This is a genomic window from Microcoleus sp. C2D2 (genome assembly GCF_036702495.1).
Lineage (GTDB): Bacteria > Cyanobacteriota > Cyanobacteriia > Cyanobacteriales > Microcoleaceae > Microcoleus.
In genome coordinates, this window is the sequence record NZ_JAUBTO010000009.1 from 52903 (window position 1) to 71802 (window position 18900).

19 protein-coding genes are annotated in these 18900 nt (G+C 44.4%); 12 read left to right on the forward strand and 7 right to left on the reverse strand.

Annotated features, from left to right (window positions below; genetic code table 11):
• Positions 1-103: 103 nt before the first annotated feature.
• Complete coding sequence (locus QUB61_RS05290) at positions 104-1897, reverse strand: metallophosphoesterase (RefSeq protein WP_333126295.1); 1794 nt, start codon at positions 1895-1897, stop codon at positions 104-106.
• A gap of 326 nt (positions 1898-2223) precedes the next feature.
• Between QUB61_RS05290 and QUB61_RS05295 the strand changes: the two genes are divergently transcribed.
• The gene (locus QUB61_RS05295) at positions 2224-3201 is read left to right on the forward strand and encodes an acetamidase/formamidase family protein (protein ID WP_333126298.1); all 978 of its coding nucleotides are present in this window, start codon (positions 2224-2226) and stop codon (positions 3199-3201) included.
• Between the two features lie 157 nt (positions 3202-3358).
• A complete protein-coding gene (locus QUB61_RS05300; RefSeq protein WP_333126301.1) occupies positions 3359-3646 on the forward strand; it encodes a hypothetical protein in 288 nt (95 codons plus the stop codon).
• A 345-nt stretch (positions 3647-3991) separates the two neighbouring features.
• Here the strand turns inward: QUB61_RS05300 and galT are convergent, their stop codons facing one another.
• The 3 genes from galT to QUB61_RS05315 all read right to left on the reverse strand — a co-directional run bounded on the left by galT (position 3992) and on the right by QUB61_RS05315 (position 10035).
• Entirely contained in the window at positions 3992-5014 is a 1023-nt protein-coding gene (gene galT / locus QUB61_RS05305; RefSeq protein ID WP_333126304.1) for a galactose-1-phosphate uridylyltransferase, read from the reverse strand.
• Positions 5015-5260: 246 nt separating this feature from the next.
• A complete protein-coding gene (locus QUB61_RS05310) occupies positions 5261-8737 on the reverse strand; it encodes a WD40 domain-containing protein (RefSeq protein WP_333189859.1) in 3477 nt (1158 codons plus the stop codon).
• A complete protein-coding gene (locus QUB61_RS05315; RefSeq protein ID WP_333126310.1) occupies positions 8734-10035 on the reverse strand; it encodes an AAA-like domain-containing protein in 1302 nt (433 codons plus the stop codon). The genes QUB61_RS05310 and QUB61_RS05315 overlap by 4 nt, the downstream gene beginning before the upstream one ends.
• Positions 10036-10297: 262 nt before the next feature.
• Here QUB61_RS05315 and QUB61_RS05320 point away from each other — a divergent pair, with 262 nt between their 5' ends.
• Complete coding sequence (locus QUB61_RS05320) at positions 10298-10519, forward strand: hypothetical protein (protein ID WP_333126313.1); 222 nt, start codon at positions 10298-10300, stop codon at positions 10517-10519.
• Positions 10520-10540: 21 nt separating this feature from the next.
• On the opposite strand, the gene QUB61_RS05325 is transcribed toward QUB61_RS05320, so the two are convergent.
• Complete coding sequence (locus tag QUB61_RS05325) at positions 10541-11200, reverse strand: restriction endonuclease subunit R (protein WP_333126316.1); 660 nt, start codon at positions 11198-11200, stop codon at positions 10541-10543.
• Positions 11201-11432: 232 nt separating this feature from the next.
• Between QUB61_RS05325 and QUB61_RS05330 the strand changes: the two genes are divergently transcribed.
• The 5 genes from QUB61_RS05330 (at position 11433) to QUB61_RS05350 (ending at position 15148) form a co-directional block, all read left to right on the forward strand.
• The gene (locus tag QUB61_RS05330; protein ID WP_445300183.1) at positions 11433-11948 is read left to right on the forward strand and encodes a DUF433 domain-containing protein; all 516 of its coding nucleotides are present in this window, start codon (positions 11433-11435) and stop codon (positions 11946-11948) included.
• Positions 11926-12288 (forward strand): DUF5615 family PIN-like protein, encoded by a 363-nt coding sequence (locus QUB61_RS05335; protein WP_333126319.1) that lies wholly within the window; start codon positions 11926-11928, stop codon positions 12286-12288. Before QUB61_RS05330 ends, QUB61_RS05335 begins: the two co-directional genes overlap by 23 nt.
• Before the next feature lie 121 nt (positions 12289-12409).
• Positions 12410-14380, forward strand: coding sequence for an acetate--CoA ligase (gene acs, locus QUB61_RS05340; protein ID WP_333126323.1), 1971 nt, complete (start codon positions 12410-12412; stop codon positions 14378-14380).
• A 310-nt stretch (positions 14381-14690) separates the two neighbouring features.
• Complete coding sequence (locus tag QUB61_RS05345) at positions 14691-14897, forward strand: hypothetical protein (RefSeq protein ID WP_333104262.1); 207 nt, start codon at positions 14691-14693, stop codon at positions 14895-14897.
• Positions 14894-15148, forward strand: a complete 255-nt coding sequence (locus QUB61_RS05350) for a hypothetical protein (protein ID WP_333126327.1) — start codon at positions 14894-14896, stop codon at positions 15146-15148. Before QUB61_RS05345 ends, QUB61_RS05350 begins: the two co-directional genes overlap by 4 nt.
• 105 nt (positions 15149-15253) lie before the next feature.
• Here the strand turns inward: QUB61_RS05350 and QUB61_RS05355 are convergent, their stop codons facing one another.
• The gene (locus QUB61_RS05355; protein ID WP_333126331.1) at positions 15254-15541 is read right to left on the reverse strand and encodes a hypothetical protein; all 288 of its coding nucleotides are present in this window, start codon (positions 15539-15541) and stop codon (positions 15254-15256) included.
• A gap of 91 nt (positions 15542-15632) precedes the next feature.
• Here QUB61_RS05355 and QUB61_RS05360 point away from each other — a divergent pair, with 91 nt between their 5' ends.
• The 4 genes from QUB61_RS05360 (at position 15633) to QUB61_RS05375 (ending at position 17941) form a co-directional block, all read left to right on the forward strand.
• The gene (locus tag QUB61_RS05360; protein ID WP_333126334.1) at positions 15633-15941 is read left to right on the forward strand and encodes an element excision factor XisH family protein; all 309 of its coding nucleotides are present in this window, start codon (positions 15633-15635) and stop codon (positions 15939-15941) included.
• 95 nt (positions 15942-16036) lie between these two features.
• Positions 16037-16372: a XisI protein gene (locus QUB61_RS05365; protein ID WP_333126337.1), complete on the forward strand. Its 336-nt coding sequence runs from the start codon at positions 16037-16039 to the stop codon at positions 16370-16372.
• A 3-nt stretch (positions 16373-16375) separates the two neighbouring features.
• Positions 16376-16954: an ACP phosphodiesterase gene (locus QUB61_RS05370; protein ID WP_333126340.1), complete on the forward strand. Its 579-nt coding sequence runs from the start codon at positions 16376-16378 to the stop codon at positions 16952-16954.
• Between the two features lie 96 nt (positions 16955-17050).
• Entirely contained in the window at positions 17051-17941 is an 891-nt protein-coding gene (locus QUB61_RS05375; RefSeq protein ID WP_333126343.1) for a thermonuclease family protein, read from the forward strand.
• Positions 17942-18088: 147 nt separating this feature from the next.
• Here the strand turns inward: QUB61_RS05375 and QUB61_RS05380 are convergent, their stop codons facing one another.
• A complete protein-coding gene (locus QUB61_RS05380) occupies positions 18089-18361 on the reverse strand; it encodes a hypothetical protein (protein WP_333126350.1) in 273 nt (90 codons plus the stop codon).
• Between the last annotated feature and the right edge of the window lie 539 nt (positions 18362-18900).

Here is an 18900-nt window from a genome sequence, read left to right on the forward strand (position 1 = left end):
TTTGTGGAACGGGCCCCAGAGCCCGTTCCTAAACAGCTAATTGAGAATAGTGCAACATCTCAGTTGACTCAGATATCTGTAGGGACACGGCAATAGCGTGCCCTTAGCTTTCGCACTTAAACTCATCAAACTTCACCACTTCCGATTCCGGTTTCCGCGTATCAAAATAGTAGCTGCTAATTGTACCCTCCCCCGTATCAAAAATAGTAAAAGCCGTAATATCATTGCTATCAATATACGGCAGCGGCCGCCCGTCTTCTCCCAACAAAGGCGCAACAGTCGGCACCACAGGTTCCAATCCGTTCGGGTCTCCAATAGCGCTGTAAACTTCCCGATATCCCGGCGGCACAAATCGGCGCTTTTCCCCCGCAAAAGCACCGTAGCTGTTGCCTACATTAGAAGTCTCCAAAAAGTGCATTCCGCTGGAACTTACAAATCGATTCCACAAGTGCGAATGTCCGTAAAATACCAACTGCACCCCCGCTGTTTCTAGTAGCGGCACTACATCCCGAATCAGATAATCTTGGTGTTTCGGATACTCGTAACGCACCATTTTAATCTCGCCATCGAGAGCGCGATCGACTATTTGCACTGGATCGGTATAAGCAGGTACAATATTGTCACCCAGAGAATGCGGCGGGTGGTGAAACATCACAATTTTATATTTTGCCTGCTGGAATTCCGAACTCTTTAACTCTTGTTGCAGCCAAGTATATTGAGCGCTGCCCTTGACAATAGGCTCAAAAATATGCTGTCCGTAGCCCCATTTTTCGGGATTATTAAAATTTTCCTCCTGTTCGCGATACCTGCCTCTGGCACCCGGATCTAACTTCGGAGTCCGCCAGATATTCGTAACATACAAAGTTACTAACCGCACGTCCCCAAAAGTCACAGCATAGTAATTTTTTCCTCCCGGGAAATTGAAAATTTCGTCATAGGTATCGCTATTAAAAGTATTGTTTTTCAGCCAGATTTCGCGCACTGAAGGGTCATTATTGGGATTCAAAGATCCAGCACGTTGAGCGTATATTTTCTCGGCAGCGGCGCGGGGAAAAGGATCGTTAAATTCGTCACCGAGTGTGCTGCTATTTGAATACCTACCCATAATTTCGTGATTGCCAATGGCGGGAAATAAAGGCGCGTGTTGGATCAGTTCGCCGCCGCTGTAAACGGTTTTGATGCCGTTTTTGTCGAGTGCGGAAAATGCGCGACCTTGCAGCGCGGGAAAGAAGGCGCGGCCTTGGTAGTCGTCAAACCATTCAGAAGCGCGATCGGGTATATTAATTAAATCCCCTGCCATAAAAACCGCGTCAACTCTCCCAATTGTTTCGGCTACTTTCTGGAGATTTGCTGCTGTCATAGGCATCAATTGATGGTCGGAAGTGAGGAGAATTTTGAGCGCAATTCCTGCTGCTGGTGTCGGAGAAAGAGTGAATATTTTGCTGCTGACAGATGCACCGTCTTTCCTTTCGCTGGTGACTCGATAAGGAATGCGAACACCGGGCATTAAATTGGGGACTTCTGCTTCGTGGCGCCAGATGTCGCGGACAATTGGATTGCTGTCAATTATGCTTTGTTTGATTTCATCGGAAATGCGCGAGTCCTTGTCTTCGCGAGTGCGGCTTAGCTTCGTAGTATTTGCAGGCGCAATTTCATTCAGATTTTCGCCGTAAGCAACCGTGTTGCGAGTACCGGCAAACTCGGTAAACCAGACAACTCGCACCGAGTTTGCTGTTGGAAGTTGCAGAAACGGATCGGTTAAAAGTTGAGGTTCGTTGAGGTAAGATGGCATAATGAAACCTAGCAATAGGACAATCAAAATCAAAACAGCAAAAAACCAGGGATTGCGAGAATAACCTTGAGAAATTTCTACTTTATTGGGCAAAGGTGTTAACATAAGTCATTAGTCATTAGTTGTAGGGGGGTTTCACCAGCTAAACAGAACTCCCCCCCAAATACATATAAACCCGCCCCGCCAACTTTAAATTTTAAACTACCAACGTTATCAAAAAGTTAAAAAATTAGTAAAATATCTCACATCTAACAAACTTCAACCATTTTTTCACATCTTCCGATCTCTCCATTCTCTTTCTCTGCGCCCTCTGCGCCCTCTGCGGTTAATTTTTTTAAAAAATCTTTCTCAAAAATAATTGAGACTTGCGATATAACATTCTTAACACCCTTCCTTCAATCTAAAATCTAAAATCTAAAATCTAAAATCCCATGACCCGCCACCTTCTCAAAGCTAACTGCAAAACCGTACACTTGGGCGGTTTTTCTCCGAAGCTCGAACCTGCTTTAAGCGTGGATTCGGGCGATCGCATCGATATCGAAACCTATTCAGGATATTATGTTGCTGACAAAGCGCCCCGCGAATTTCTCACCCCCGAATTTTTAGATATTTGTCAGAATTTGCCTCCCAACCGCAAAGTTGGCCCGGGGCCCCACTTGCTGACAGGCCCGATTTATGTTAACAATGCCGAACCGGGAGACGTTTTAGAAATTAACATTGAGGATGTTTACCCGAGTTTACCAGTAGGATTTAATGCAATTCGCGCCGGATGGGGAGTTTTGCCTGAGTATTTCCCCGAACCTAAATTGCGGTTTATTCGGCTAGATTTAGAGCAAAAAATTGCTGAATTTCCCCCAGCTAGCGGCATTCGGATTCCCCTGCATCCTTTTTTTGGAATTATCGGCGTTGCCAATGCAGAAATCAACCGTTCTTCTATTCCTCCAGAGCGCTACGGCGGCAATATGGACAATCAGGAACTTCAACCAGGAACGCGGTTATTTTTACCTGTTTTTATGCGCGGCGGTTTACTGTCCATCGGCGACGGACATTCGGCACAAGGAGACGGTGAAGTTGACGGTACTGCCCTGGAAACTTCGATGAAGGGGACTATTCAAATCATCTTACGCAAGGATTTATTTCTGATATTTCCGTTTGCTGAAACGGAAACTCATTTTGTGATTATGGGATTCGGTAGAACATTAGATGAAGCGTTTGAGATGGCGGTAAAAGAGACGATTTATTGGCTCCAAACTTGGGCGGATTTCAAAGAAGAAGATGCTTATGTTTTTTGTTCCCTCGCGGTAAGTTTTCGGATTACGCAGGCTGTCAACAATCCCCAAAAAGGAGTTCACGGAATGATGCCCAAGTGTATTTTGCCGGAGGTGAAAATTATTGGCTACCGAGTTTGAGGTGGTATGATAACACGCGAGGGACAAAAAAATCAGGATCGCGATCGCACAAAGGACACAAATTTGTCACTGCTATGGTCGATCTCGATCGCAATCCTGTTGAGAAGTAAGCTTAAAATGGGGATCTGTTAGAAACTCTATATAAATCGAACTCAAGATGAAAAACCAGACTGACGATGTTGCCAAAAAAAATTTAGTCGATCGAGCTTTTGGCAGTGCAGCGATACCAGACCCGACAGCATGGGTGCACGAACATTATTTTCTGGCTAATTTCGCGGATACTCTCGCCCACCTCCAAGAAAATCTGTCTGAAGACAGTGGCGAAAGCGGCGAGAAGGGCGATTCTGGGGAGGGGATATTATCGCTCAATGGTAAAATTAGAGATATCTTGAGAGCTACTTTTAGTAGCGACGACTGCTGGCAGTATGTCGAAACTTTATTGTGAGTTTGGTAAAATCCATAAGTATTTGTACCTTGATAACTTGAGAGGGTAAATTTTACCAGTTTCAAAAAAGAATGCAACTGTAGGCGCCGGATCCAAACCCTTATGCAGTCTGTCATTCCTAATTCTTTAATCTCAAATTTCAAATTGTATCTGTTTCCTCCCCCAAGACTGACTCGCAACTGAGAGTGCCGGGGTGCATTTCCACAACAAATTGACCTATTTTGATGTATAGCCTTTCTCAGTAACATGAGGTGCTCTGGCGGGCATAGGGCATAGGCCTCCGTGGGCATAGGCATAGGACTCGCCCCCATACCTCGCCACGCTTGAGAACCGCTATAGGATACTCTAGGTCAACCCGAAATTAGTGTCGCTAGGAATTTGGATCGATCGCAAAAAAGCTCCACTTTCTTCGGGCAAGGCAGTATTGATAAACATCCCGCTGCCCAACTCAAACCCAGCTTGCTTGGTGACTCTGGGAATAATTGCGATATACCAGTGAAAGTATTTTGTTCCCTGTAGGGCGATCGGCACCGATCGAATATTATAGTTGTAATCGGGATTGTTCAATCCGTAATAAAGCTTAGCCAGTACAGTTTTCAAAGTATAAGCAAGATCGGTAAGTTCCGCATCGGTAATTTCATCAAAGGAAGAGGAATGCCGGCGCGGAAAAATCCAAGTGTGAAACGGTGAAAGTGCAGCGTAAGGGATAAAAGCGACAAAATGTTCACTCTCACAAATCAGTCTTTCTTTCGCGGCTAATTCATCTTCCAAAGTCCGGCAAAACAGACATTCTCCCGTGTCGTCAAAATATCTAATAGCTTCCTCGATGCGGCTGCGAAATTGGCTTGGTACAACGGGCGTGGCTGCTAACTGCGAGTGGGGGTGTTCGATAGAAGTTCCGGCACTTTCCCCGTGATTTTTGAAGATAAGAATGGTTTCTATGTAGGGATTTTTTTTAATTTCTACATAGCGCTGGCGGTATACTAAAAGTATGTTGGCAACTTCTTCAACGCTCAACAAAGCTGTGGTCAAATCGTGTCGCGGGTGTTCGACAATTACTTCGTGAATGCCGATTCCCGCCATGGTGCGGTGAATTCCCGATGATATCCTCATCCATTCTGCTGTCGGGGAGAGGGCGGGATATTTGTTGCAAATTGCCCTGACTTTCCAGTCGGCGCGATCGCCCAAACGGCAAGTTTCTAAGGTTCCGTCTTCTTCATTTCCCACGCAAAACGGGCAATCGGCACGGTGGGGTGGCACTAATGCTGGCAACTTTTTGGTGTTGGCGAATTGATCCGGTCTTGTCGCCCGTTCGGTGGCGATGATTACCCAATCTCTGGTAATTAGATTTTGTCTAAGTTCAGACATTTTCTTACCTTCAGTTTCCGGGTCAATTTGTCTCTTATTTTAGATATATGATTTGTGATTTGTCATCGCTTTTTGGTAAAATCTTAATAAATCTTGACTTTTTAATTTCCGGCTTGTAGTCTGCTAGATACCCGAATTATTCAATAATTCTGGTGTCTAAAGTGGGTAAAGCTAATAGCAGTTTGAACAAGTGAAAAAGAATCGTAAAATCGTTGCTAAATTCAAATCATCCGCGTGGATCGGCGGTTAAATTTTCTCACCCAGCCATTCCCTCCCCCTCGCCAACAACTCGTCCAAACTTTCGATCGGGCAAAACCGCATCTTTCCATCCCGCGAACCAGTTATTAAAAACTTCCCGTCCCGACTAAAACAAACACTATAAATCGGACTTGTTAACTCCACAAAATCAGCCTCACCTTTGAGCAAATTGCCTTTATAGCCGCTAAAGTCTGCAAGTAAATTCCCCTGCAAGTCCCACAATTTGGCGGTGCCGTCTTCTGACGCAGTGGTGATCGTATCTCCTGTGGGGCTAAAACTGACACTTGTTACCGAGTCATTATGTCCGGTGAATGTTACCAAGCAGTTGCCCTGCAAGTCCCACAATTTCGCGGTGTTGTCATCTGAGGCAGTGGCGATCGTATCTCCTGTGGGACTAAAACAGACACTTGTTACCCAGTTATTATGTCCGGTGAATGTTACCAAGCTGTTGCCTTGCAAGTCCCACAATTTGGCAGTTTTGTCAGATGAGGCAGTGGCGATCGTATCTCCTGTGGGGCTAAAACAGACACTTGTTACCCACTCATTATGTCCGGTGAATGTTACCAAGCTGTTGCCTTGCAAGTCCCACAATTTGGCAGTTTTGTCAGATGAGGCACTAGCGATCGCATTTCCAGTCGGGCTAAAACAGACACTTGTTACCCAGTCATTATGTCCGGTGAATGTTACCAAGCTGTTGCCTTGCCAATCCCACAATTTCGCAGTTTTGTCATATGAGGCAGTAGCGATCGCATTTCCTGTGGGGCTAAAACTGACACAATTTACCGAGTTATTATGTCCGGTGAATGTTACCAAGCAGTTGCCCTGCAAGTCCCACAATTTGGCAGTTTTGTCAATTGAGGCAGTAGCGAACATATCTTCTGTGCGGCTAAAACTGACATTTGTTACTGAGTCATGATGTCCGGTAAATGTTACCAAACAGTTGTCCTGCAAGTCCCACAATTTGGCTGTTTTGTCAACTGAGGCAGTAGCGAGCGCATTTCCAGTCGGGCTAAAACTGAGATTTGTTACCGAGTCATTATGTCCGGTGAATGTTACCAAGCAGTTGGCCTGCAAATCCCACAATTTGGCGGTGCCGTCATACGCGGCAGTAGCGAGCGCATTTCCAGTCGGGCTAAAACTGACACTATTGACCCAATTATGATGTTCGGTGAATGTTACCAAGCAGTTGCCCTGCAAGTCCCACAATTTGGCGGTGCCGTCATTGGAGGCAGTAGCGATTGCATCTCCATTCGGGCTAAAACTGACACTCCATACCCAGTCATTATGTCCGGTGAATGTTACCAAACAGTTGCCCTGCAAGTCCCACAATTTGGCGGTTTTGTCAAATGAGGCGGTGGCGATCGCTTCTCCTGTGGGGCTAAAACTGACACTCCATACCCAGTCATTATGTCCGGTGAATGTTACCAAGCAGTTGCCCTGCAAGTCCCACAATTTGGTGGTGTCGTCAGATGAGGCAGTAGCGATCGCATTTCCAGTCGGGCTAAAACTCACACTATTTACCAAGTTATGATGTCCGGTGAATGTTACCGAGCAGTTGCCCTGCAAGTCCCACAATTTGGCGGTGCCGTCAACTGAGGCAGTAGCGATTGCCTCTCCTGTGGGGCTAAAACTGAGATTTGTTACCGAGTCATTATGTCCGATGAAACTCACTAAGCGTTTGCCTTGTAAGTCCCACAATTCGGCTGTTTTGTCATATGAGGCAGTGGCGAGCGCTTCTCCTGTGGGGCTAAAACGGACACTATTTATCCTGCCAATATGTCCTACAAACTGGCGCCGTTCGCGGATTTTAGCAAGAATCATCTGCAAAGCTAACAGAGGATATGTAACGGGATATTCGGAAAGCGGGGGCTTATCTGGTACCCACTTCTTTAAATCTTCTCCTGTTTTGATAGCTGCCCGCAAGGCTTCTATTTGCTTTCCCTTCGACTGAAAAAGATTTAACGCCATGCGTCCAGCTTCTTCGATTTTGAGAACTTTCCTGAATTGTTTACGGATTTCTTTTAATAATTTATTAGATGTCCTCAGTTCTTGCCGTTCATCAGCTTGACTGGCATCTAAAAAATCATTATCCTCATCGCTTAAACGTTTCCCCACTTTCCACTGCAACGCATCATCCAACGCTTGGCCGCGCAACAGTCGGGAAGTATCTTGACGATTTGAGGCTATCCAAGCGGCGATGTTTTCCTGGTAGGGGCGGAGTTTCGCTAATTCTTGCTGTACCCAATCGAGGTTAAATATTTCTGGATAAATACGGTTGTAAACTTGCAGTTGACCGTGTTTTTTAACAACTAACCCCGATAACTGTAACTCGATTTCGGGACTGTTATCAGCGGCGACCCCCCCCAGCCCCCCCAAGCTTCGGGGGGGAGTAAGATTGTCTTTTTCCTCCTCTGCTAAGGGAGGATTAGAATTATCTTTCTCACCCCTTACTAAAGAAGAATTAGTGCTATCTTTCCCAGCCCTTACTAAAGAAGAATTAGTGCTATCTTTCCCCCCCCTTAGCAAGGGGGGGTTAGGGGGGGTAATAATTTGCTGATAGATGCCGAGGAGTTGGCTGGTACGCTGTTGGTTGCTGAGGATGCGATCGCGAATTGTTCCGAGGTGCTCGGGATCGTCGTTCTCTTCCCAATTGTTAATAATGTAAGCTTGTACCAGTTCGGCAATATCAGGATTTCTGGTTTCTGCTTGTTCTAGGACAATTTTACAAAGTTTTTGAGTCAAAAAAGGCTGTCCGCCCGTCCAGTCTAAAATCTCATTTAAAACCTGAATGGGACGATCGACTTTTCCTTCTAAGCCTTTCGCTAAAGGTGCAGCTTGTTCCTTAGTAAAACCTTTTAATTCAATAGCTTGACCGATATTAAAGGGCGTGCGCTTTTTATCTTGAATCAAATCTGAAGGTGTTGCGACGCCCAACAGACAAAAAGTGATGCGATTGTAGTCTGCATTTTGGGTACGGCGATTGTAGCAGCTTCTGATAAAAGCAAATAGATCGTCTGCCGAAAAATTCAAACTGAGAACACTATCTATTTCATCAATAAAGATGACTATTTTTTCGGTAACCTGCGACAGCATCACCGATTCAATAAACTCCCGAAATCTACGCAAGGGAGACAGCCAATTTCGTTCCTGCCACCAGTTTTTTAAATTAACATCAAGGTCTAATTCATAAGCCAAAGTATCAAGTATATTAGCATACCACTGTTCGGGATGCTCTAACTTCGTCTCGTCGCCAGACAAGTCAATAAAAACCGATCGAAGGCCTGCGGTTCGCAGTTGCTTGATTGTTTGAAGCGCTAAGCTAGACTTACCTATTTTGCGAGAATTGAAAACATAACAGAGTTTACCTTCCAGCAACGCTTGATAAAGCTGACTATCAGCTTCTCGCGTTACATAGGTTTGGGTATCTTCTGGGAGAGTTGATTCAGCTATATATTGATAAGTCATAGACGCACCGAGAAATATTGACGGTACAAATCGCAGCGGGGCAAACAATTATTATGTTCCACTCGCACCAATCCCATACTTTCTAACTTAAATGTTTGATGAGTTTCCAGCATCATCGGTTGATTTTTCCTTACGACTTCTCGGTAAACGTTTGCGATTTCTGGACAGAGTTTGAGCTTGCCTAAAAGTTCTCGCAAGTGATTAATAAAGGGACTTTCTTCAGTAGGTGAAATTTCTAAAAGCTTAGTCAGAGAAGATTGAGGAGTTTGCAGGTAAGCAAAAGCTGTTTGCACCAGATAAGGATAACCACCAAACATTTTCATAAGTTGTTGAATCTCCTCTGTACTCAGCCAATTGGGTCGATACTGTCGCGCTAACTGCTGCACTTTTTCCGGGGTAAAATCTGGCAAAGGTACAGTCAACCCAACACCCGCCAAAGGGGATGAGTTGATATCAAGAGAACTGTAAACTTCTGTAGCGTGAACGACAATTAACCTGATTTTTTGCCAGATTGCACCGCGGCGATCGCTCCTTTTAGCTGCATCATTCCACCCACGAAGTAAGCGACAAAAATCAACATTAAAAGTAGCTTGCTCAAAAACCAAGTCTACTTTCTCTAATACCAGTACCAAAGGTTGAGAAAAATCTTTGAATAAATACCTTTCTAAATATTTAGTGACGTTATGGTTAATACCGCCTAAAGTGTCATCCCAATGTTCCACTAATTTATTCTCCAACTCCAGTAAGTCGCCCAGAGTAACACACAACCACTGCAATAATTTCCGGTAATCCCCCAAAACTTCACTGTCAGCTTCCTCAAAACTGAGGATTGCAGTTTTGTAACCTTCTTGCGACGCGCGATCGAGAATTTTATCCACCAGTAAAGTCTTGCCCATTTTTTGAGGAGCTTTAATCCGAATGAGCGCTCCCTTTTCTAAAATTTGATCGTAACATTTATCTTCGCAATCGCGCTCTACATAGTAAAATTTAACTGGTTCTGGATTGTCATGGGAAATTCCACAATTTGCTTTTAATTTATCACTAACTAATTCAGGTTTATACTTGGCAAATAGCGGGATTAATTGATCGCGCTGTCGGAAGCGTTCGCCCGGTTCATTTTTAAAACCAAATAAATCGCAGATATTTGAAATATGATGTCTGACACTTGATGAATTACTAACGCCACAGGATTTAGCGATCGCTTCCTCTGACTTCCCTTGCAAAAATAGCTTTAGCACCTGACCCTGTTTATCGTTTAGCTTTTCGTACTTTTCCTCAAAGTCTTTTCGTTCCATCATCCGCATACCTGCCTTAGCGCTTTACCTGCCACTCTTACTAATTTACCACAGTTGTCAGCTTCAGCCCCAATCGCCTGTTTAATTTCACAAATTGACAAACACCAGCTAATTTGTGAAGTTTTTTTCACAAACCCTTCAACTCAATTGTCAAAAAAAGGGGCAATTCCCCGGCAATTGACAACTTTGTCGAATTTATTTATCAACGAAATAATAGTAATAAAGTTAGTTTATTATCGAAATTGTAGAGATTGGAATTAACTAAATGAAAACTTTAAAACGGCTGTACCAGAACAAGACTACATCAGCTAAAAAGGTAAAGCAAGTGAAAAAATCTGACAATTCAAATATCAAGTGGTCGATCGAGAAAGTTGTAGTACCGATCGCGATCGCCCTAATTCCGTTAGCAACAACGTACATCAGCACTCAAAATACCCAACAACCGCCAAATCCACCGATCGAGCACACCACTCCACCGTCACCATAACATCGGATGCGCTCGCCCTTGTTAAGCCAACTGCAACTGCACATTCTGCAACTTGCAAATAGCTTTCAAGACTTGCCCCAACAAGAGCGATCGCTCCCTGTCAGTCAAACTCAAGTCTGGTAAAATCTGATAAGTACAAGGATTGCCCCGCGTCAGATACACAAACTGATAGTTACGTCCATTCGTTGTCAATCCCCAAACAGACGATTGCTGCTGCAAACTTTTATAAGCATAAGTCAGCAATTGCGGCAAACCGGCCCAAGGATCGATCGCACTATTTTTCGCCTCCACTACCAAAATCCAAAACTGTGCCGCCGCGAGCTCTGCCTCCGGCTGATTTACCGCTAAAATATCCAAGCGCCCTTTAATTAAAGTATCCCCATCCTCAACCTCGATCGGGATGCTATCTTCCATTGTCAGCACGATCGGAATATCAAAAAATCCTGCTAATCTCATTAACGGTGAAAGCACTAAAAATTTAACAAGTTCTTCTGAAACTTTTCCGGCGGATAAGTAGCGTCGAAAGTCAGTTCTAATTTTTAATATTTCCTGCAGTTCTAATTCTGACAGCGGTTCCAAAGAGAAAAAATCGGTGAAGGCGTCTCCTTCTCGCTCTTCCAGTTTGAGAAGGCGGCGAACGTCATTTAGCGAGAGTTGGCTTGCTTCTAAATTTTGGGTCATGGCTTTTGTGCGATCGGCTGTTAATGTCAATTATAAAAGCATTACCATCGGATTTGTTATGATATAATCATATCATGTCCGCTCGATTACCCGACCTCAGGTAGGGGCGGGTTCACCAACAATATCTGCCAATAATTGACAATCTCAAAAACCCGCCCGGCCGGGATATTATGGTCAATCGATCGGACATGATATCATACCAGATATCGCTCCTGTAAATCGGGTAGATTGTATGAAAGCAATTAAAGTGATGGCAACGATCGACGATCGCGGACAATTGTGCGTTGGTGAACCGCTCAAGTTATATCGCAACAGCCGAGCCGAAGTAATTGTGCTGGTTCCCGAAGTAACAGAAATTAATAAAGAGAAGCAATCTCATGAAGCTAACCACCAAACCACGCAACTTGAAGACTATTTCAACTTCCTAAGACCAGATGATATTCGGCTCAAAGGTTCTCGGATCGGCATCGAAACCATTCTCTATGAATACCTGTTTCGCGCTCGAACTCCCGAAGAAATTGCCAACATTTATACATCGCTCACCCTCGAACAAGTTTATGCGACCATTTTGTACTACCTGCACAACAAAGAAGCAGTCGGTCAGTACATAACCGAATGGTTGGAATGGGGCGATAAAATGCGAGAAGAACAACATCGCAATCCTCCTCCAGTGACTGAAAAACTCCGCAAATTCAAAGCAGAAAGAGATGCAAGGAGAAAAGTGGATGTCAATCCAGTATCTCTTTGATGAAAATGTCGATCCTGGGTATGTTAACCAAATTCGCAGGCGCAATCCCGATCTGGTTGTTCTAGCAGTGGGAGAACTAACAGCACCTTCTCAAGGGACTCTCGATCCAGAAATTCTTATTTGGTGCGAAATCCATAATTTCATTCTTGTTACCAACAACCGCCGCTCTATGCCAGTTCATTTAACAGAGCATTTAGAGCAAAATTGCCATGTTCCAGGAATCTTTATCCTGAATTCCAAGCTGAGTATAGGTCAAAATATTGAACTACTGCTTCTGATTTATGAAGCATCATTTGATGATGAGTACGAAGATAGAATTTACAATTTACCAGTGCTATAATTTCTCATGCAGCTCCAACATTGACCAAATTGCCCCAAGTCTTAAGGAAAATAAACATACTTTTGCCCCAACTTATGCAAACAATAGTTAAAAAGACTAACCGAAATTAAAGTTAAGAACGATGTCACAAGATACCATCGAATCAATTCTGCATGAAAAACGCCTATTTCAGCCGCCCGCTGAATTCTCTCAAAAAGCTCACATCAAAAGCCTAGAAGAATACCAAGCCCTCTACGACAAAGCCAAAGCTGACCCCCAAGCCTTCTGGGCAGAACTCGCCTCCCAAGAATTAGACTGGTTCCAAAACTGGGATACCGTGCTCGACTGGCAGCCGCCTTTTGCTAAATGGTTTGTCAACGGCAAAATTAACATTTCTTACAATTGTCTCGATCGCCACTTAACCACTTGGCGCAAAAATAAAGCAGCCCTGATTTGGGAAGGCGAACCCGGAGACTCCCGCACCCTCACCTACGCGCAACTCCACCGCGAAGTCTGCCAAATGGCGAACGTCATCAAACAATTGGGAGTCCAAAAAGGCGATCGCGTCGGCATTTATATGCCCATGATTCCCGAAGCTGCGATCGCCATGCTAGCCTGCGCCAGAATCGGTGCAGTACACAGCGTTGTTTTTGGCGGTTTTAGTGCAGAAGCTTTGCGCGATAGGCTTCAGGACGGCCAAGCAAAACTCGTCATCACCGCTGACGGTGGCTTCCGCAAAGATGCAGCAGTTGGCCTCAAAGAACAAGTAGACAAAGCCCTCGCCAACAACGTCACACCCAGCGTTACCAACGTTATCGTCGTCCAGCGCACCAAACAGCAAGTGCACATGGAACCCGGGCGCGATCTTTGGTGGCACGACTTGCAAAAAGACGCCTCCGCCGACTGCCCCGCCGAACCGATGGACAGCGAAGATATGCTGTTCGTACTCTACACTTCGGGCAGTACCGGCAAACCCAAAGGAGTCGTCCACACCACAGGTGGCTACAACCTTTACACCCACATGACAACCAAGTGGATCTTCGACCTCCAAGATACCGATGTCTACTGGTGCACCGCAGACGTAGGCTGGATTACAGGCCACAGTTACATAATTTACGGCCCGCTTTCCAACGGCGCCACCACAATCATGTACGAAGGTGCGCCCCGCGCGTCCAACCCAGGCTGTTTTTGGGATGTGATCGAAAAATACGGCGTCACCGTTTTCTACACTGCACCCACTGCGATCAGAACATTCATGAAAATGGGCGAACACTTGCCCAACGCGCGCAATTTGTCCTCTTTACGATTGTTAGGAACCGTCGGCGAACCGATCAATCCCGAAGCTTGGATGTGGTATCAGCGCGTAATTGGTAACTCGAATTGTCCGATCGTCGATACTTGGTGGCAAACAGAAACCGGGGGAATTATGATTACCGCTTTGCCCGGTGCAATTCCTACAAAACCTGGTTCTGCAACCCTACCGTTCCCTGGAATTGTGGTCGATGTTGTTGACCAAGAGGGCGAACCAGTAACTAACGAAAGTGGCGGTTATTTAGTGGTGAAACATCCTTGGCCGGGAATGATGCGTACACTTTACAACGATCCCGACCGTTTTCGCCGCACCTATTGGGAATATTTGCACCCGAAAGATGGCGAATTTGTGTACTTTGCAGGGGACGGCGCGCACAAGGACAAAGACGGTTATTTCTGGGTAATGGGCCGCGTTGACGATGTAATTAATGTGGCCGGACACCGACTCGGCACAATGGAAGTTGAGTCAGCTTTGGTATCGCATCCAGCGGTGGCGGAAGCTGCGGTTGTTGGTAAACCGGATGAGATTAAAGGTGAGGATATTGTGGCTTTTGTCACGCTGGACCACTCGCAGCAACCTAGCGATGAATTGGCGTCTGAGTTGAAGCAGCACGTTGTTAAGGAAATTGGGGCGATCGCCCGTCCCGGCGAAATTCGATTTACTGATGCTTTGCCGAAGACTCGAAGCGGGAAGATTATGCGGCGTTTGCTGCGTTCTTTGGCTGCGGGACAGGAGGTTTCTGGGGATACTTCGACTTTGGAAGACCGGACGGTTTTGGATAAGTTGCGGGGAGGTTCGTAGGGGTATGCAACCGCAGATTTTAGCTGATTAACGCGGATGAACGCAGATATAATTACATTAGGGTTCATCTGTGATTTAATTGTTCGGTCTAATTGAAATCGGGTGCATCCCAATTTTGTAAGGGTTCTCGCATTCCGGGAGATAATTTATTTGTTATAAGCACAGACTTACTGCGGGAATGCGAGAGCCACTACGAATATATTTGCAAAAATGAGATACACCAATTGAAATCTTGCACAATAGCCAGAAACCGGGTTTCTTTGGGTTTATTGACAATGATGCAATATTTACGGCAATGTAGAGTGTAGGAATGTTAGAAAACCCTGAAAATAAAGTTTGGCTTGATGCAGACACAATCGTTGCTACTAGCGATCGGCAAGCTGCTATTCGTCGCTGCCGTGAGTTGGCAGAGTATAATGAATTAAGAGGGGAGGGGCGCTGCACTTTCTGCGGTGTCATTCTCAATAAGAGTGGTAAGTCATACCGCTGTATTTTTGAACGGGAGATAGAGGAATGAGTCAGATGTGGACTGAAGAGCAAATCAGACAAATAATCCCAGATATTGATTCACAGTTAGACGACAGCGATATTCCAACGGTGATTATTAAGGGTGAAGGTAGCAGTATTTTTCTCCAGTTTGAGAACCGTCGCGAGATTGAATTTTTGATTGCCCAATTATCTAACCTACTGATTCATCACGAGGAATTAGATATGGGAGTTACTGTTAAGGGGTATGTGACAACATTTGGTGAGTGTAGCTCTCAATAGGCTGCAACACTACTTCTGAAAGAAATTTGTGATGCGATCGCCCGCATACTACAGTTAGGCGATCGCTCTTGTGCTATCCAAGATTCACGGATATACTAAAACAGCTTATTTACCGCGCCACAAATGAACCGCATCGGGGTTAATTTCCGATCTTACTTGCAGCCACTCGTCTAACAAGTAGTCATCATCGACTGCTTCTGAATGCTGTTCGTCTTTGAGAATTGCCAAGACGTGAACTCCAGACGGATAGTTGACATGACGGATTTCTGCGTCATATCCCAAGTCTTGAATTTTTGCTAAAATGCGATCGACTGCACCGGCAACAGTAAGATCGACGGCAAGAATAATTTGACCGAGTTTAGCACCAGGTTTTACACATTCCAGAACAGCCATTACTCTTTCTCCTTGTAGTTGCGGTTTAAGATAATTGCATCATAATTTGCTATTATATAACCGTGAAGTATAATATTACTCGTGTTGTTCTATGCCTGCTTTAGACCTGTACCACAATACAGTTAAAAAATCTCTCATCAATGATGGGTGGATAATTACTCACGATCCTCTCCATCTGAAATGGGGAAAAAAAGATATGTATGTGGATCGGGGAGCAAAACAGGTGCTGGCAGCAGAACGAGGAGAACAGAAAATTGCTGTGGAAGTCAAAAGCTTTGTCAGCGATTCAGAGATGCAGGACTTGAGAGAGGCGATCGGACAATTTACTATTTATCGATCTGTGCTTCAGAGAACTTATCCAGAACATACGCTTTATCTGGCTGTTCGCGATATCACCTAGGAATCTCTATTTGAAGAACCGATCGGTCAATTAATGATTGAAGACGAAAAGCTCAAGCTGATTGTATTCGACCCAAATCAAGAGGCGATCGTAAAATGGATACTTTAGCTAACTTTAGAACCACCATTAAAACAGTTCTCGAACCTTACACAAAAATTCCTTACTCTCATGGCGATATAATTTGTAAAGCCGTGTTTGATGAAAAATCTGATTGTTACCTGCTAGTTACTTTAGGCTGGGATAAAGCCAAACGAATTCACGGCTGTTTGGTTCATATAGATATTATTGATGATAAGATTTGGGTACAGCGAGATGAGACAGAATACGGCGTGACGAAAGAACTTGTAGCTGCTGGAATTTCCAAGGATTCCATTGTTTTAGGTTTTCATCCCGCAGATGTCAGATCTCATACAGGTTATGCAGTTGTGTAGTTAATGAATTATTTGGCTCATCTATTCTTATCAGAAGGCACGCCAGAATCCCTGATTGGCAACCTCTTAGGAGACTTTGTCAAAGGAACGGCCCTCAACCTTTATCCCGAGGAAATTAGAAAGGGCATCGATTTGCACCGCAAAGTAGATAGCTACACGGACTCTCACGCCATAGTGCGATCGAGTAAAAGCCTTATTTGCGCCGATAGACGCAGGTTTGCGGGAGTTTTGATTGACGTGTTTTACGACCACTTCTTGGCTAAAAATTGGCTGGAATATTCAGAAATTCCGCTTCCCGATTTTTCTCGCCATGTCTATAAAGTCCTGCAAGACAATCGCGATATATTGCCTGAATCTCTCCAGCGCCTGCTGCCAACAATAATTGCCCGCGACTTGCTTTCATCTTATCAGGAAATTGCCGAAATCGGCATCACTCTTACAAGAATGTCTGCCCGAATCAAGCGGACAAATAACTTGGCAAGCGGCATAGAAGATTTGACAGCTAACTATCAGCGCTTAGAATCAGATTTTCGAGATTTTTTCCCCGACTTGATAAAATACGCCACAGTTGACAAATATTAATACAAACAACAAAAATTACACTTGCTATTGATAGCGAACTCGTGTATAATTTAACCGATACCTGCATGAAATCTCCAGTGCAACAGGGTTGAAAATATGGCAACCAGAATTCCGAACCTGCAAGTAACTAAAGTAGTTGATGGCGACAGCATCAAAATTTCTCTCAAGGGCCAAACCGAGTCTCTGCGACTGATTTGCGTCGATACAGAAGAAAGTCATCCGGGAGGCTCCAAACCTGTAACTGCGGCGGGGAAAGCAGCTTCGGAAATGGCTAAAAAATACTTTGCGACGGATGGCGGCGGACTTGCTCAAATTGACATAGAATTTGATACAGGCGATTCGGTTGAAGTGGCTTTACAAAAACACCGCGACAACTACGGGCGTCTCCTCTGTTACGTACATAAAGATGGAGAAAATTACAATCTAAAACTGATTGAAGAAGGCTGGAGTCCCTACTTTGTGAAATACGGGCGCTCCCGATTGTATCACCGACAAATGACTGAGGCAGAATCGGCAGCAAAAGCTTACAATCTGATGATTTGGAATCCGATTACCAATGCCAAAATTCCCTCTCGCAACTATGGTAATTTACTGCCTTGGTGGTCGATGCGAGGCTCGATTGTTGAAGAGTTTCGGTTGTCGGAAGCAACCGCAGGAGTGCTTTCTGTGAGATTGCACTACCCGAAAATCTTAGCGGCTTCTGAGAGAGCTAAATCTATTACTATTTTCTGCGATTTGCAGGCGGGAATTAATAAATGGATTGGCGGCAGCGCTCTGATTTATGCTGGATCGGTTTATCATAAATTAGATCTGTGGATACCGGATGCTGAAACTGATGAAATAGCTCCCTTGAAGCGGCTAATCGAGAAGCGTTATGCGGGCCTGGGACGGGGATATGTTTATGTCAGTGGGAAGGTGGAACAATACAAAGGGAAGCCTCAAATAGTTTTGAAGAATATCAAACAACTTTCAGATTTTCCCCGATAATATCTCAACTACAGTTAATTTCATCAATCCTTTTTACTGCATATAATTTTATTAGGAAGTACGAGGGCGCAAATAGAGGGCGATCCTAAAAAACGATCGCCCTCTATTCAGCCCTGATATTCTATTTATCAAGATATGCAGGAACATTTATTGCTGCATTGAAGTAGTATCAAAAAATCGACATCCTAAGCGATTCGTGCGTGCAGATTGATTTTGAGGAGTTGTTAGAGGAGGAGAGTTAGGAGGTGTGCTATTCAATTCAGAGACGGTAACAGATTTAGAAATGTTAGGATTTTTCCCGACATCGCTGGCAGAAGTGTTAGCAGCATTTGGTGACTCCGTACTTGTGCTATTCTGTGTTTCAGTTACATTGATCGGCGATTTGACAGTCATTTGTGCCTGACAGGGATAGGCAGTCATAGCAGAAATTACAGCAAAGCCCATACACGAAACATACCCCGTTGATTTCATCATATTTATCTAAACCTAAACTTCAAGAACTATTACTACTGCTTCTTCTAATAGATTAAGTTAGTGAAATTTTTATTTCAAGCGTGTTTATGCGGATTTTTTTTTTACTTAATAATTAGGTATCTTTATGTAGTAAATAAAGAATAAACTGAGAAATTACTACTAAATCCGGGTTAAATATGCCCTTTATGAAGGATGATATTGAAATCGCGTCTACACAAGCTTTTGTCCGCCGACGCAGACTAAAGAATAAAGGGGATATTTAACCCGGATTAGGTATTACTACTAAATGTAAAGCTTTAGTAAAGATAGCGGGTTTTTACTGAGAAAAAATCTTAAAACCTCCCGCTGGGGTTTTAATCACTGTCTGCTGACGCCCACTGCAGCATTTTCGCTTAACAGGCTTTCGGGCCGTTCCACAAAATTAAATTTTATTGTGGGCGGTTGCTGCGGGGCGGGTTCACCAAAATTGTTGGCAATTGGCGATC

What these genes read in the sequence shown, in the direction of transcription:
- QUB61_RS05350 (WP_333126327.1), top strand. Translation starts at nt 14,894, where the DNA reads ATGAGTCAGATGTGGACTGAAGAGCAAATCAGACAAATAATCCCAGAT.
- QUB61_RS05345 (WP_333104262.1), top strand. Translation starts at nt 14,691, where the DNA reads ATGTTAGAAAACCCTGAAAATAAAGTTTGGCTTGATGCAGACACAATC.
- QUB61_RS05355 (WP_333126331.1), bottom strand. Translation starts at nt 15,541, where the DNA reads ATGGCTGTTCTGGAATGTGTAAAACCTGGTGCTAAACTCGGTCAAATT.
- QUB61_RS05325 (WP_333126316.1), bottom strand. Translation starts at nt 11,200, where the DNA reads ATGACCCAAAATTTAGAAGCAAGCCAACTCTCGCTAAATGACGTTCGC.
- QUB61_RS05300 (WP_333126301.1), top strand. Translation starts at nt 3,359, where the DNA reads ATGAAAAACCAGACTGACGATGTTGCCAAAAAAAATTTAGTCGATCGA.
- QUB61_RS05375 (WP_333126343.1), top strand. Translation starts at nt 17,051, where the DNA reads ATGGCAACCAGAATTCCGAACCTGCAAGTAACTAAAGTAGTTGATGGC.
- QUB61_RS05315 (WP_333126310.1), bottom strand. Translation starts at nt 10,035, where the DNA reads ATGATGGAACGAAAAGACTTTGAGGAAAAGTACGAAAAGCTAAACGAT.
- QUB61_RS05380 (WP_333126350.1), bottom strand. Translation starts at nt 18,361, where the DNA reads ATGACTGCCTATCCCTGTCAGGCACAAATGACTGTCAAATCGCCGATC.
- QUB61_RS05310 (WP_333189859.1), bottom strand. Translation starts at nt 8,737, where the DNA reads ATGACTTATCAATATATAGCTGAATCAACTCTCCCAGAAGATACCCAA.
- QUB61_RS05360 (WP_333126334.1), top strand. Translation starts at nt 15,633, where the DNA reads ATGCCTGCTTTAGACCTGTACCACAATACAGTTAAAAAATCTCTCATC.
- QUB61_RS05295 (WP_333126298.1), top strand. Translation starts at nt 2,224, where the DNA reads ATGACCCGCCACCTTCTCAAAGCTAACTGCAAAACCGTACACTTGGGC.
- QUB61_RS05370 (WP_333126340.1), top strand. Translation starts at nt 16,376, where the DNA reads ATGAATTATTTGGCTCATCTATTCTTATCAGAAGGCACGCCAGAATCC.
- QUB61_RS05290 (WP_333126295.1), bottom strand. Translation starts at nt 1,897, where the DNA reads ATGTTAACACCTTTGCCCAATAAAGTAGAAATTTCTCAAGGTTATTCT.
- QUB61_RS05335 (WP_333126319.1), top strand. Translation starts at nt 11,926, where the DNA reads ATGTCAATCCAGTATCTCTTTGATGAAAATGTCGATCCTGGGTATGTT.
- galT (WP_333126304.1), bottom strand. Translation starts at nt 5,014, where the DNA reads ATGTCTGAACTTAGACAAAATCTAATTACCAGAGATTGGGTAATCATC.
- QUB61_RS05320 (WP_333126313.1), top strand. Translation starts at nt 10,298, where the DNA reads ATGAAAACTTTAAAACGGCTGTACCAGAACAAGACTACATCAGCTAAA.
- QUB61_RS05330 (WP_445300183.1), top strand. Translation starts at nt 11,433, where the DNA reads ATGAAAGCAATTAAAGTGATGGCAACGATCGACGATCGCGGACAATTG.
- acs (WP_333126323.1), top strand. Translation starts at nt 12,410, where the DNA reads ATGTCACAAGATACCATCGAATCAATTCTGCATGAAAAACGCCTATTT.
- QUB61_RS05365 (WP_333126337.1), top strand. Translation starts at nt 16,037, where the DNA reads ATGGATACTTTAGCTAACTTTAGAACCACCATTAAAACAGTTCTCGAA.